This window comes from Kitasatospora sp. NBC_01246 (assembly GCF_036226505.1).
Lineage (GTDB): Bacteria > Actinomycetota > Actinomycetes > Streptomycetales > Streptomycetaceae > Kitasatospora.
In genome coordinates this window covers 2,190,449-2,203,186 of sequence record NZ_CP108484.1, presented here as the reverse complement: position 1 = coordinate 2,203,186, position 12,738 = coordinate 2,190,449, and the positions used below count along the sequence as shown (strand labels likewise).

The window sequence follows — 12,738 nt, the reverse complement described above, 5'->3', positions numbered from 1 at the left end:
CCGCTCCGCTCACGTACGGCGGCCCACCCGGCCACGTCCGGGTGGGCCGCCGCCGTGTTCACACGCCGAGCTGGGGATCGCCTGGGCCGGACCGCACGGGGGGCGGTGTGCGGTCCGGCCCAGGCCTCCGGCGGTCAGGAGTCGCGTCGAACAGCCTCGAAGCGACGGCGCCGGAGCACCATGCCGGCCCAGCCGACGCTGATCGCGGCGGCGCCGGCCAGCAGCAGCGGACCGGTGGGCGAGCCGCCGACGGCCGCGCTGGCGGTCGGCACCACCGCGCCCGCCGGCTCGTTCGCGTTGCCGCCGTGCCCGTTGTGGGAAACGGTGGACTTGGACTGGCCGGCGGCGATCTGCGCCTCGCTCGGCGCGGCCGGGGCCTGCGCGGCGAGCGCCGACACGGGCTGGTCGACGGCAGCCGCCGTCTTGCCGAAGTCGACGTCGGAGCAGCTGTAGAACGCCTCCGGGCTGTCGCTGCGCTGCCAGACCATGTACAGCAGCTGGCGGCCGGTGCGCTGCGGCAGCGTCCCCGTGTAGGTGTAGTAGCCGTCGGTGGCGGTGCGGGTGACCTGCACCTGGGCGACCGGGGCCGACTCCAGGTCGGACCACTTCAGCGGCTTGGTCGGGTCGTAGCCGGCCTTGGTGATGTAGACGGTCTGGGTGCCGACGTGCGCCGCGGTGACGCGGAACTTGAAGGCGAACGAACCGGCGCTGACCGGGGTGGCCGGCCAGTCGGTGCGGGGCATGTCGAGCGCCTTGTACTTGTCGCGGTTGGCCGAGCAGAGCTTGCCGTCCGGGATCAGCGCCTGGTGGTTGCCGTTCGCGTTGGCGATGTTGACCTCGTTCCAGTCGTACAGCGGCTGGGTGCCGCTCATCGCCACGAGGTCCTTGCAGACCTGGGACTTGGGAGTCTCCGGCCCTTCGGCGTAGCAGGCCGCGATGCGGCTGACCGGGTTGGTCATGGCACCGTGGGCGCTGGCGGTGCCGGCGGCGGTCGTCGAAACGGCGAGGACCGCGGCGCCTATGACGCCGAGGGACAGAGCGCTTCTCTTGATGGACATGGGGTGGGGACTCCTTGACCGTGTTCCGGGCCGAGAGTGTGGGGGAGTGGGCACGTCTGCCCGGGGCCCGCCGGCCCGGCGCGCGGGGCCCGGGCTGAGCGTATGATTGGACTAGACCAACTGGCAATAGCCCGTTGTGGCGTACTTTTTGACGGACTGTAGCCGTACGCGCAGCACAGAGGCCCGAGGGGCGCCGGAGTTCGGGCGCCCCTCGGGCCTTCTTAAGGTGGGGGAAAGGCCGGGAAAAGGTCAGCGGTCGCCGGAAGGCCGGCCCGGGCCCTGCCCGTACTGGTGGAAGTGCGCGCCCCCGTGCACGTTCTTGGCCTGGATCACCATGCCGTATGTCGTTCCGCCGTTGAAGGTGTTCTCCAGGGACTCGCCGCCCGGTGCGGGCAGCCGCGGCTCGAACTCCGCCAGGATGGCGCGGAGTTCGTCGGCCACCTCGGGGTTCTCCAGGAGTGCCTGGCGGAGCCGGCCGCGCCAGGTGCCGGTCAGGTCGTCGACGGCCCCGGTGTCACCGGTCTCCCGGGCGCGGGCGATGACCGTCCGCGAGCGCTCCAGGGCCGCGGCCTCCGCCTCGTCGGTTTCGCCCCGCCCGAACAGCGCCGCGAAGCGCGAACGCGCCTGGGTCCAGGCCTCGGTGGCCATCAGCCCGACCAGGGTGGTGGCACCCGAGGCCACCAGCCCCTGCACGATCTCGGCCTCCATGGCGCCCCCTGACGTCGCGTCCGGTCCTGTCGAGATCCACGGTAGGGCAACGAGGGCGCCGCGGCGGCCCGTTCGGCCGTGGTGGCGTACCCGGTGGTCAGAGGAAGGTCCGCTGCTCGCCCCGGTAGGTCGGGACGGTGCGCACCACCCGGTCGCCCTCGATCAGGTGCAGCTCGGCGAAGCGCTCGCACAGCTCGCCCGCCTTGGCGTGCCGGAACCAGACCCGGTCCCCGATCAGCAGGTCGTCGGCGGCCGCGCCGAGCAGCGGGGTCTGCACCTCGCCGGCCCCCTCCATCGGGTCGTAGCGCAGCCCCGGCGGCAGGTGGGGCACCGGCGAGCGGTCCGGCCCGGCCGCGCCGGAGGCCGGGTAGCCGCCGCCGAGCACCGTCACCACCCCGAAGCCGGGCCGGCGCACCACCGGCTGGCCGAACAGCGCGGCCGGCCGGCCCCGGAACGAGCGGTAGTTGTCGAACAGCCGCGGCAGGTACAGCCCCGAGCCCGCCGCCACCTCGGTGACCGCCCGCTCCGCCACGGTCGACTCGACGCTGCCGGTGCCGCCGCCGTTGACGAACTCCAGCTCGGTCACCCGGCGCAGCCGCCGGACCGTCGCCGCGCGCCGCTCGGCCAGCTCGGCCCGGGCCTTCGCCTGCATCAGCCGGATCATCCGGGAGCGCACCGGCCGCCCGGGCACGCTGTCGCCCACCCCGGCGATGTGTCCCTCGTAGGCCATCAGCCCGACCACCCGGAACCCGCGGCGGCGCTGCACCAGCTCGGCGAAGGCTCCGAGGTCCTCGGGCGTGCGCATCGGCGAGCGCCGGGCGCCGACCCGCACCCGCCCGCCGAACAGCTGCAGCGCGGTGTCCAGCTCCAGGCAGACCCGGACCTCGGCGGGGCCGGTCCGTGCCGCGTCGATCAGGTCGAGCTGGGCCGGGTCGTCGACCAGCATGGTGACGGCGGCGGCCAGCTCCGGATCGCCGGTCAGTTCGGCGAAGCCGGAGCGGTCCGTCGAGGGGTAGGCCAGCAGGACGTCGCGGACGCCCGTGCGGGCCAGCCAGAGCGACTCGCCGAGGGTGAAGCTCATCACCCCGGCGAAGCCGTCCATGGTCAGCACCCGCTCCAGCAGGGCGCGGCAGCGCACCGACTTGCTGGCCACCCGGACCGGCTTGCCGGCCGCCCGGCGGACCAGGTCGGCCGCGTTGGCGTCGAAGGCCGCGAGGTCGACGACGGCCACCGGGCCGTCGAGATGGGCGGTGGCCCGGTCGTACCGGGCTCGGTCGGCGGCCGGCGAGGGCACGGCGGCGGTACGGGCAGCAGCTTCGAGCGTGGCCATGGGCGCAGAGTGCCACACCCCGCTACCGGTGGGTAGGCCTGCGGCGGACGATCCACCCCGACGGCGCGGATCCGCCTCGCCCCGGCGGCGGGTGTGAGGTGGCATAGGGTCGGCCGGGTGGACCGCAAGAACATTCCGAACCCAGGATTCGCCGCCGACGACGGCACCGCCGACCCGGCGCTCGCCGAGGCGCTCGCGCGCTGGTCGCAGGAGCCCGGGGCCGAGCCGGAGGTGCTCGCGGCGCTGACGCCGACCCGGCTGATGGTCCCGATCGTCGCCGTCCTCGGCGAGGTGGAGCTGGACGAGCACGGGCACAAGCACGAGAAGACCAGTGACATGGCCGTCCCGGTGATCGAGGCCGCTGACGGCCGGCGGGCGCTGCCGGCCTTCACCTCGATGGAGGCGCTGACCCGCTGGCGCGCCGACGCCCGCCCGGCACCGGTCGCCGCCCCGCAGGCCGCGATGGTCGCCTACTCCGAGCGCGCGGACACCCTGCTGATCGACCCGGCCGGCCCGGTGCCGTACCGGCTGTCCGGGGCCCGGCTGCGCGCGCTGGCGGAGAACCGGCCGTACCTGCCGCCGGTGCGCGACCCCGAGGTGCGCGAGGCCGTCCGGGCGCTGCTGGCGGCCGAGCCGCAGGTGGTGAGCGGTCTGCTGGCGCCCTACCAGGAGGGGGACGGCCTGCTCGCGGTGGTGCTGGACCGGGCGCTGGACCAGGAGGCCGTCCAGGCGGCCGCCCGGCGGATCGGGCAGGCGGTCGCGGCCGACCCGGTGCTGCGGGTCCGGCTCGACCGGGGCCTGAACCTGGCCGTGCTGCCGGCCGACTCCGCGCTGCCCGGCGAGCCGCTGTACCGCCGCTAGCGGCGCCCGGCCCACGCGCGGTGCTCCGGACACCGGCGGTGCCCCCCTCGCCCGGTGCCCGGGCACCGCCGGTGTCCCGGTGGGTTCAGGCGTAGACCGGCCCGGTGAACTTCTCGCCCGGCCCGGTGCCCGGCGCGTCCGGCACGATGGACGCCTCGCGGAAGGCCAGCTGGAGCGACTTCAGGCCGTCCCGCAGCGGGGCGGCGTGGAAGTTGCTGATCTCGGGGGCACCGGCGGTGACCAGCCCGGCCAGCGCGGTGATCAGCTTGCGCGCCTCGTCGAGGTCCTTGTCGGCCTCGCCGCCCTCGGCCAGGCCGCACTTCACGGCGGCGGCGCTCATCAGGTGCACCGCGACGGTCGTGATCACCTCGACGGCGGGGACCTCGGCGATGTCCCGGGTGAGGTCGTCGAAACCGATCGCCTCGTCGTCCGCGGCGGGGTTCTGGGTGGGCTCGCTGCTCAAGGGGGGCTCGTTCCGTCGTGCCGGTGTCCGTACCCAAGGAGCGTACAAGGGGGCCGGCCGGGGGCCGGGCCGTGGGGAGCGAGGGGCGGAATACCGGGCGCGGCCGAAACGCTGTATGCTTCGAGACTGACCGGCCAGGAGCTCCTGAGGAGCGCCCGGCCAGCAAGAGGAGGCTCCACCCAGGAGGCCCGAGAGGGCAACCGCGAAAGTCTCCCACCCGATCGGCCTCACGGTCGACGGGTCCCGGTCCGCGACGGGCGCCCAGGCGCCGAGTCGCCCGCCGCACCCCTCACCGGGTGCAGCCCCCGGTTGTGTGGAGCCCCGCTTGTACCGAGCGGGGCTTTTTTCGTGTCGCGGTGCATGCAGTGCCAATCAGCAAGGTAGGCAGCGCAGCACGAATGAAGCCCCGCCCAGTGGTCGAGTCCACTACGTGCGACCGCCGTCCGACGGCCGCATCGCAGAAGGTGCAACCTAGGAGGCCCCATCAGCACCGAGCCCCGCATCAACGACCGGATTCGCGTCCCCGAGGTGCGACTCGTCGGTCCCAGCGGCGAGCAGGTCGGCATCGTGCCGCTTGCCAAGGCGCTGGAGCTCGCGCAGGAGTACGACCTCGACCTCGTCGAGGTCGCGGCGACCGCCCGGCCGCCGGTGTGCAAGCTCATGGACTACGGCAAGTTCAAGTACGAGTCGGCCATGAAGGCCCGTGAGGCGCGCAAGAACCAGGCGCACACGGTCATCAAGGAGATGAAGCTCCGGCCGAAGATCGACCCGCACGACTATGACACCAAGAAGGGTCACGTCGTTCGGTTCCTCAAGCAGGGCGACAAGGTCAAGATCACGATCATGTTCCGCGGTCGCGAGCAGTCGCGCCCCGAGCTGGGCTTCCGACTGCTGCAGCGGCTGGCCAACGACGTCCAGGACCTGGGCTTCGTCGAGTCCTCGGCCAAGCAGGACGGCCGAAACATGATCATGGTTCTCGGCCCGCACAAGAAGAAGACCGAGGCGATGGCCGAGGCCCGCGCGATCGCGGACGCCCGCAAGGCCGAGCGTCAGGGCCGCACCCCCGGCTCCGACGCCGCCGAGGACGACGAGGACGCAGCGCTTGAGGCCGAGAACGCCGCGGCCGAGGCGGAGGCCGACGAGGCCGCCGCCGAGGACGACGACGCCGAGGTCGAGCAGCCGGCCGAGGCCTCCCAGGACGCCTGAGCCTTCACCGGCCAGGGCGGTTCGGGAGACCGGCCACCAAGGTGAACGGGCGTCCGCCCGGTCATCGCAGATCCATCCTTCACGCCCGCGCGGCGCACACCGCGCGGGCGTGGACGGACCGACGAGGAGATACGGCGAAATGCCGAAGCAGAAGACGCACAGTGGCGCCAGCAAGCGCTTCAAGATCAGTGGCTCTGGCAAGGTGCTGCGCGAGCGCGCCGGCCGCCGCCACCTCCTGGAGCACAAGCCCTCCACGCTGACCCGCAAGCTGGCCGGCACCGTCGTGGTGGCCCCCGCCGACGCCAAGAAGATCAAGAAGCTTCTCGGCAAGTGATCGCCCTCCCGCCCGGCGCGAGCCGTGAGCGGGGCAGCTGATCCTTCCCGACCCATTCGAATGACGGACCGCGTGAAGTAGTCCGTGGTCCAACCCAAGGAGTAATCAAGTGGCACGCGTCAAGCGGGCAGTCAACGCCCACAAGAAGCGCCGGGTCATCCTGGAGCGCGCCAGCGGCTACCGGGGCCAGCGCTCGCGCCTGTACCGCAAGGCCAAGGAGCAGGTCACCCACTCGCTGGTCTACAACTTCAACGACCGCAAGAAGCGCAAGGGCGACTTCCGTCAGCTGTGGATCCAGCGCATCAACGCTGCGGCCCGTGCCAACGGCATCACCTACAACCGCTTCGTGCAGGGCCTGAAGGCCGCCAGCGTCGAGATCGACCGCAAGATGCTGGCCGACCTCGCGGTCAACGACCCGGGCGCGTTCGCCTCGCTCGTCGAGGTCGCGCAGAAGGCGCTGCCGGCCGACGTCAACGCCCCGAGGGCCGCCGCCGACGCCGCCTGATCCTCCTGGATCGGCCTGATCCCCCCGGGATCGGTTCGTCGCACCGACCGGACCCGCAGGCTCTCCCTGCGGGTCCGGTTTTGCGTTTCCCCGCCACAGTCCCTGCACGCCACCGGCGCCCCGCCTCAGAGACGAGACCATGTCGAGCACCGACACCCCCCTGCTGACCTCCCTGCGCTCGCCCCGCGTCGTCGCCGCCCGCCGGCTCGCCAAGCGGAACCAGCGCACCAAGGAGCGCCGCTTCCTCGTCGAGGGCCCGCAGGCCGTCCGGGAGGCCGTCGCGTTCGGGACGCTGCCGGGCACGGCCGACCACGCCGTGGTCGAGGTCTACACGACCCCCGAGGCCGCCGAGCGGCACGCCGGCATCGTCGCCGCCGCCCGCGCCGAGGGGCTGCCGGTGCTCACCGCCACCGACGAGGTCATCGCGGACATCTGCGACACCGTGACCCCGCAGGGCATCGTGGCGCTCTGCCGGTTCATCGACACCCCGTTCGCCGAGGTGCTGGCGGCCCGTCCCAAGCTGGTCGCGGTGCTCGCCCACGTGCGCGACCCCGGCAACGCCGGCACCGTGCTGCGGACCGCCGACGCGGCCGGCGCGGACGCGGTGGTGCTGACCGACGCCTCGGTGGACCTGTACAACCCGAAGGCCGTGCGCGCCTCCGTCGGCAGCCTGTTCCACCTGCCGGTCGCCGTCGGCGTGCCGGTGGAGGAGGCGGTCGGCCGGCTGCGCGAGGCCGGCGTGCGGGTGCTGGCCGCCGACGGCGCGGGGGAGCGCGACCTCGACCAGGAGCTGGACGAGGGCACGCTGGGCGCGCCCGGCGCATGGGTGTTCGGCAACGAGGCCTGGGGGCTCCCGGAGGAGACCCGCGCCCTCACCGACGAGGTGGTGCGCGTACCGATCCACGGACACGCCGAGAGCCTCAACCTCGCGACGGCCGCCGCCGTCTGCCTCTACGCCTCCGCCCGGGCGCAGCGCTCGCCCGGCGGCTGCCGGGCGCGGGCGTAGGCCGTACCCGGACGCTCCCGGAAGTCGTCATCGCGACGCCGCGGGCCCTACTGCGGGGGGCCGCGAGACGCTAGGGTCTGCCTCGGTGGGGGGAAAGACACGGTGGGTAATCGGGGAGGACACCCATGGTCGGCAGCGGGCCAGAGCTCGACCCGGACGACCTGCCGGACGGCCTGGTGGTCGCCGACGCCCTGGGCCGGGTGGTCTGCTTCAACCGCACCGCCGCCCGGCTGACCGGCATCCTCCAGGAGGCCGCGCTCGGCAGCCCGCTGGAGCACGCCCTCCCGCTGGAGGACCTGGACGGCCGCCGCTGGTGGCAGCTGACCGACCCGTACGGCGGCCTGGCGACCCGGACCAGCCAGCCCGAGCGCAATCTGCTGCTCCCCGGCGGCCGCGAGGTGCTGGTGTCCGCCCGCTACGTCCGGACGCGCCCGCAGGCGCCGCTGGAGCGGCTGGTGATCGCGCTGCGCGGCACCGAGGCCCGCCGGCGGACCGAGCGCAGCCACGCCGAGCTGATCGCCACCGTCGCGCACGAGCTGCGCTCGCCGCTCACCAGCGTCAAGGGCTTCACCGCGACCCTGCTGGCGAAGTGGGAGCGGTTCACCGACGGGCAGAAGCGGCTGATGCTGGAGACCGTCGACGCCGACGCCGACCGGGTCACCCGGCTGATCGCCGAGCTGCTGGACATCTCCCGGATCGACGCCGGGCGGCTGGAACTGCGCAAGCAGGTGGTCGACCTGGCCGCCTCGGTGCGCCGGCACGTGGACCGCAAGGTCGCCACCGGCATCCCCGAGGACCGCTTCGACATCCGGATCAGCGAGCCGCTCACCGTGCTCTGGGCCGACCCGGACAAGGTGGACCAGGTGCTGGCCAACCTGCTGGAAAATGCGGTGCGCCACGGTGAGGGAACTGTCACGATCGAGGTGGCACCGGCCAAGGAGGTCGTCGAGGCACCCGTCTGGGAGCGCTCCGGCACTCCGCCCCGAACTGTGGAAGGCACCGCGGTCACCGTGAGCGATGAAGGCACCGGCATCCCCGAGGACTCGATGCCGCGCGTGTTCACCCGCTTCTGGCGCGGTTCCAAGCGCGGCGGCACGGGTCTGGGCCTCTACATCGTCAAGGGCATCGTGGAGGCCCACGGCGGCTCGATCCGCGTCGACCGCGCGCCCGGCGGCGGCGCCCGGTTCCGATTTATCCTGCCCGCCGGCGTGCCCGACTTCATGCTCTGACGGAGCCTGGAGGCAGCCGCGCCGGGCTCCGGGGCGGCGCCGCCACCCCCGGAGCCCGGTGCGGATCGGGAGGCCGGACGGGCTTGACGGCAGCCGCACCATGCGCTGCGACTACACTCGACCTTTGGCGTTGTGGGACGCCCTGCGCGGCCGTGCCGCGGACACCCCTTCCGAGCACCTGCGGCGGGGGCTGCCCGTGCCCCGGCCACGCCGGGCGTCACGCGAAGGCACGAGCCCTTACCTGAGCACGGACGAGCAGGAGCACGGGAAGATAGAGATGTCGGCACCCAACAAGTCGTACGACCCGGTCGAGGTCGAGGCCCTCAAGCCCGAGGTGGTGGAGCAGGCGCGGGACGAGGCCGTCCGGGCCTTCGCCGCCGCCACCAGCCTCGACGAGCTGAAGCAGGCCAAGGTCGCCCACACCGGCGACCGCTCCGCGCTCTCCCTCGCCAACCGCGAGATCGGCGCTCTGCCCCCGCATGCCAAGGCCGCCGCCGGCAAGCTGATCGGCCAGGCCCGCGGCGCCGTCAACCAGGCCCTCGCCCGGCGCCAGGCCGAGCTGGAGGCGGAGCGCGACGCCCGCGTCCTGGTCGAGGAGGCGGTGGACGTCACGCTGCCCTACGACCGGACCCCGCGCGGCGCCCGCCACCCGCTGACCACGCTGGCCGAGCGCATCGAGGACACCTTCGTCGCGATGGGCTACCAGGTCGCCGAGGGCCCCGAGGTCGAGGCCGAGTGGCTGAACTTCGACGCCCTCAACCTGGGACCGGACCACCCGGCCCGCTCGATGCAGGACACCTTCTTCGTCCAGGCCCCGGACGGCTCCGCCGACTCCGGCGTGGTGCTGCGGACCCAGACCTCCCCGGTCCAGGCCCGCACCATGCTCGACCGCGAGCCCCCCATCTACGTGGTCTGCCCCGGCCGGGTCTACCGGACCGACGAGCTGGACGCCACCCACACCCCGGTCTTCCGCCAGGTCGAGGGCCTGGCCGTGGACGAGGGCATCACCTTCGCCGACCTCAAGGGCACCATCGAGCTGCTGGTGTCCAAGCTGATCGGGGACGGCCTGGAGCTGCGCTGGCGGCCCTCGTACTTCCCGTTCACCGAGCCGAGCGCCGAGATCGACCTGCAGTGCTTCGTCTGCCGCGGCGAGAGCGTCGGCAACCCGGACCGGCCCTGCCGCACCTGCTCCTCCGAGGGCTGGATCGAGCTCGGCGGCTGCGGCGTGGTCAACCCGCGGGTGCTGGTCGCCTGCGGCATCGACCCGAGCCGCTACAGCGGGTTCGCCTTCGGCCTGGGCCTGGAGCGAATCCTGATGAACCGTCACAACGTCGCCGACATGCGCGACATGGTCGAGGGTGACGTGCGCTTCACCCTCCCGTTCGGGATGGAGATCTGATGCGCGTCCCGCTTTCCTGGCTGCGCGAGTACGTCGACCTGCCGGCCGGCGAGACCGGCCGCGACGTGGCGGAGCGACTGGTCCGGGCCGGGCTGGAGGTCGAGACGGTCGAGCAGATCGGCGGCGACCTCAAGGGCCCGCTGGTGGTCGGCCAGGTCCTCTCCATCGAGGAGCTCTCCGGCTTCAAGAAGCCGATCCGGCACTGCTTCGTCAACGTCGGCGACGCCAACGGCACCGGCGAGCCGCAGGAGATCGTCTGCGGCGCGACCAACTTCGCCGTCGGCGACAAGGTCGTCGTCGTCCTGCCGGGCGCCGTGCTGCCCGGCCCGTTCCCGATCGCGGCCCGCCAGACCTACGGCCACACCTCGGCCGGCATGATCTGCTCGGCCCGCGAGCTGGGCATGGGCGACGACCACGACGGCATCATCGTCCTCCCGCCGGAGTACGAGCCCGGCACCGACGCCGTCGAGCTGCTCCAGCTCGTCGACGAGGTGCTGGACATCGCCGTCACCCCGGACCGCGGCTACTGCCTCTCGATGCGCGGGGTGGCCCGCGAGGCCGCCGCCGCGTACGGGCTGCCGCTGGCCGACCCGGCGCTGCTCGACGTGCCGCCGGCGAACTCCTACGGCTACCTGGTCAAGGTCGCCGACCCGGCCGGCTGCGACCGCTTCGTGGCCCGCACGGTGATCGGCCTCGACCCGACCGCCAAGTCGCCGATCTGGCTCCAGCGCCGCCTGCAGAAGGCCGGCATCCGGCCGATCTCGCTGGCCGTGGACATCACCAACTACGTGATGCTGGAGGTCGGCCAGCCGCTGCACGCCTACGACAAGCAGCGCGTGGACGGCCCCATCGTGGTCCGCCGGGCGGAGCAGGGCGAGACCCTGACCACCCTCGACGGCGTCGCGCGCAAGCTCTCCGCCGAGGACCTGCTGATCTGCGACAACAGCGGCCCGATCGGCCTGGCCGGTGTCATGGGCGGTGCCTCCACCGAGATCCTCGACCCGGCCGCCGGTCCGGGCACCACCGAGGTGATCATCGAGGCGGCGCACTTCGACCCGGTCGTGATCGCCCGCGGTGCCAAGCGGCACAAGCTGCCCTCCGAGGCGTCGAAGCGCTTCGAGCGCGGCGTCGACCCGGAGGCCGCCCGCGCCGCCGCGCAGCGCGCCGTCGACCTGCTGGTCCTGATCGCCGGCGGCACCGCCGAGGCCGGGGTCACCGACATCGCGGCCCCGCACCCGGTGCGCACCATCACCATCGCCGCGGACCTGCCCGACCGCGTCGCCGGCACCGCCTACGGCCGGGAGACCGTCACCCGGCGGCTGCAGGAGATCGGCTGCTCCGTCGCGGGCGCCGACGTCCTGGAGGTCACCCCGCCGACCTGGCGCCCCGACCTCACCGACCCGTACGACCTCGCGGAGGAGGTCATCCGCCTGGAGGGGTACGACAACGTCCCCGCCCGGATGCCCACCGTGCCGCCGGGCAAGGGCCTGACCGAGGCCCAGCGCACCCACCGCCGGGCCGGTGTCGCGCTGGCCGGCGCCGGCTACGTCGAGGTCAACAACTACCCGTTCGTCGGCGAGGCCGCCTTCGACGGGCTCGGCCTGGAGAAGGACGACCGGCGCCGCCGCACGGTGAAGCTGGTCAACCCGCTCAACGACGAGGAGCCGGCGCTGCGCACCACGCTGCTGCCGGGCCTGCTCGGGGCGCTGCGCCGCAACGTCGGCCGCGGCAACACCGATCTGGCGATCTTCGAGACGGGTACCGTCTTCCTGCCCAAGGACGAGCAGTCCGTCGCGCCGCGTCCGGCCGTCGACCGCCGTCCGAGCGACGAGGAGCTCGCCGCCCTCGACGCCGCCCTGCCGGACCAGCCGCGTCGGATCGCCGCCGCCCTCGCGGGCGAGCGGGTGCCGTCCGGCTGGTGGGGCAAGGGCGCCCCGGCCTCCTGGGCCGACGCGATCGAGGCCGCCCGTGCGGTGGCCCGTGCGGCCGGCGTCGAACTGGCCGTCCGCCAGGGCCGGCTGGCCCCGTGGCACCCGGGCCGCTGCGCCGAGCTGGTGGTCGCGGGGACCGATCGGGTGGTCGGTCACGCCGGTGAGCTGCACCCGCGCGTCGTCAAGGCGCTCGGCCTGCCCGAGCGCACCAGCGCGATGGAGGTCGACCTCGACCTGCTGACCGCCGACGGCGCCGTCCGGGTCTCCGGCCCGGCCGTCTCCGCGTTCCCGGTCGCGACCCAGGACGTGGCGCTGATCGTCGACGGCGCCGTCCCGGCCGCCGAGGTCGAGGCCGCGTTGCGGGCCGGCGCCGGCGAACTGCTGGAGGCCATCCGGCTGTTCGACGTCTTCACCGGCGAGCAGGTCGGCGAGGGCAAGAAGTCGCTGGCCTACGCGCTGCGCTTCCGCGCGGCCGACCGCACGCTGACCGCCGACGAGGCCAGCGCGGCCCGCGAGGCGGCCGTGGCCGAGGCCGTCGCCCGGACCGGCGCGGTGCTCCGCGGCGCCTGACGCGCATCCCGGGGGGAGGGCCCCGTCGCCGGTTTCCGGCGGCGGGGCCCTTCGTCGTCCCGGCGGTGGCGGTCCGGCCGGTGCGGCTGACCTGGCTCTTTGAGGAGTTTCCGTCAAAACCCTTGCGGAGCAGGGATC

12 protein-coding genes are annotated in these 12,738 nt (G+C 73.6%); 8 read left to right on the top strand and 4 right to left on the bottom strand.

Features of this window, described 5'->3' with window-relative positions; genetic code table 11:
* Positions 1-134: 134 nt before the first annotated feature.
* The 3 genes from OG618_RS09535 to OG618_RS09525 all read right to left on the bottom strand — a co-directional run bounded on the left by OG618_RS09535 (position 135) and on the right by OG618_RS09525 (position 3,096).
* The gene (locus OG618_RS09535; RefSeq protein WP_329486882.1) at positions 135-1,058 is read right to left on the bottom strand and encodes a lytic polysaccharide monooxygenase auxiliary activity family 9 protein; all 924 of its coding nucleotides are present in this window, start codon (positions 1,056-1,058) and stop codon (positions 135-137) included.
* A 249-nt stretch (positions 1,059-1,307) separates the two neighbouring features.
* Complete coding sequence (locus tag OG618_RS09530; RefSeq protein ID WP_329486881.1) at positions 1,308-1,766, bottom strand: hypothetical protein; 459 nt, start codon at positions 1,764-1,766, stop codon at positions 1,308-1,310.
* A 97-nt stretch (positions 1,767-1,863) separates the two neighbouring features.
* Complete coding sequence (locus OG618_RS09525; RefSeq protein WP_329486880.1) at positions 1,864-3,096, bottom strand: amino acid deaminase/aldolase; 1,233 nt, start codon at positions 3,094-3,096, stop codon at positions 1,864-1,866.
* Between the two features lie 117 nt (positions 3,097-3,213).
* On the opposite strand from OG618_RS09525, the gene OG618_RS09520 reads away from it, so the two are divergent.
* A complete protein-coding gene (locus tag OG618_RS09520; protein ID WP_329486879.1) occupies positions 3,214-3,957 on the top strand; it encodes an SseB family protein in 744 nt (247 codons plus the stop codon).
* An 85-nt stretch (positions 3,958-4,042) separates the two neighbouring features.
* Here OG618_RS09520 and OG618_RS09515 read toward each other — a convergent pair whose 3' ends face one another.
* A complete protein-coding gene (locus OG618_RS09515) occupies positions 4,043-4,420 on the bottom strand; it encodes a DUF1844 domain-containing protein (RefSeq protein ID WP_329486878.1) in 378 nt (125 codons plus the stop codon).
* 483 nt (positions 4,421-4,903) lie between these two features.
* On the opposite strand from OG618_RS09515, the gene infC reads away from it, so the two are divergent.
* The 7 genes from infC (at position 4,904) to pheT (ending at position 12,600) form a co-directional block, all read left to right on the top strand.
* Positions 4,904-5,626, top strand: coding sequence for a translation initiation factor IF-3 (infC, locus tag OG618_RS09510; RefSeq protein WP_329492051.1), 723 nt, complete (start codon positions 4,904-4,906; stop codon positions 5,624-5,626).
* Positions 5,627-5,765: 139 nt separating this feature from the next.
* Positions 5,766-5,960, top strand: a complete 195-nt coding sequence (gene rpmI, locus OG618_RS09505; RefSeq protein ID WP_329486877.1) for a 50S ribosomal protein L35 — start codon at positions 5,766-5,768, stop codon at positions 5,958-5,960.
* 109 nt (positions 5,961-6,069) lie between these two features.
* Positions 6,070-6,465: a 50S ribosomal protein L20 gene (gene rplT / locus OG618_RS09500; RefSeq protein WP_329486876.1), complete on the top strand. Its 396-nt coding sequence runs from the start codon at positions 6,070-6,072 to the stop codon at positions 6,463-6,465.
* A 139-nt stretch (positions 6,466-6,604) separates the two neighbouring features.
* On the top strand, positions 6,605-7,471 hold the full coding sequence (locus OG618_RS09495; RefSeq protein ID WP_329486875.1) for a TrmH family RNA methyltransferase: 867 nt from the start codon (positions 6,605-6,607) through the stop codon (positions 7,469-7,471).
* A 125-nt stretch (positions 7,472-7,596) separates the two neighbouring features.
* On the top strand, positions 7,597-8,700 hold the full coding sequence (locus tag OG618_RS09490; protein WP_329486874.1) for a sensor histidine kinase: 1,104 nt from the start codon (positions 7,597-7,599) through the stop codon (positions 8,698-8,700).
* 277 nt (positions 8,701-8,977) lie between these two features.
* A complete protein-coding gene (gene pheS / locus OG618_RS09485; RefSeq protein WP_329486873.1) occupies positions 8,978-10,099 on the top strand; it encodes a phenylalanine--tRNA ligase subunit alpha in 1,122 nt (373 codons plus the stop codon).
* Complete coding sequence (gene pheT / locus OG618_RS09480) at positions 10,099-12,600, top strand: phenylalanine--tRNA ligase subunit beta (RefSeq protein WP_329486872.1); 2,502 nt, start codon at positions 10,099-10,101, stop codon at positions 12,598-12,600. Before pheS ends, pheT begins: the two co-directional genes overlap by 1 nt.
* The last annotated feature ends 138 nt before the right edge of the window (positions 12,601-12,738 follow it).

What these genes read in the sequence shown, in the direction of transcription:
- OG618_RS09535 (WP_329486882.1), bottom strand. Translation starts at nt 1,058, where the DNA reads ATGTCCATCAAGAGAAGCGCTCTGTCCCTCGGCGTCATAGGCGCCGCG.
- OG618_RS09530 (WP_329486881.1), bottom strand. Translation starts at nt 1,766, where the DNA reads ATGGAGGCCGAGATCGTGCAGGGGCTGGTGGCCTCGGGTGCCACCACC.
- OG618_RS09525 (WP_329486880.1), bottom strand. Translation starts at nt 3,096, where the DNA reads ATGGCCACGCTCGAAGCTGCTGCCCGTACCGCCGCCGTGCCCTCGCCG.
- rpmI (WP_329486877.1), top strand. Translation starts at nt 5,766, where the DNA reads ATGCCGAAGCAGAAGACGCACAGTGGCGCCAGCAAGCGCTTCAAGATC.
- OG618_RS09495 (WP_329486875.1), top strand. Translation starts at nt 6,605, where the DNA reads ATGTCGAGCACCGACACCCCCCTGCTGACCTCCCTGCGCTCGCCCCGC.
- OG618_RS09490 (WP_329486874.1), top strand. Translation starts at nt 7,597, where the DNA reads ATGGTCGGCAGCGGGCCAGAGCTCGACCCGGACGACCTGCCGGACGGC.
- pheS (WP_329486873.1), top strand. Translation starts at nt 8,978, where the DNA reads ATGTCGGCACCCAACAAGTCGTACGACCCGGTCGAGGTCGAGGCCCTC.
- pheT (WP_329486872.1), top strand. Translation starts at nt 10,099, where the DNA reads ATGCGCGTCCCGCTTTCCTGGCTGCGCGAGTACGTCGACCTGCCGGCC.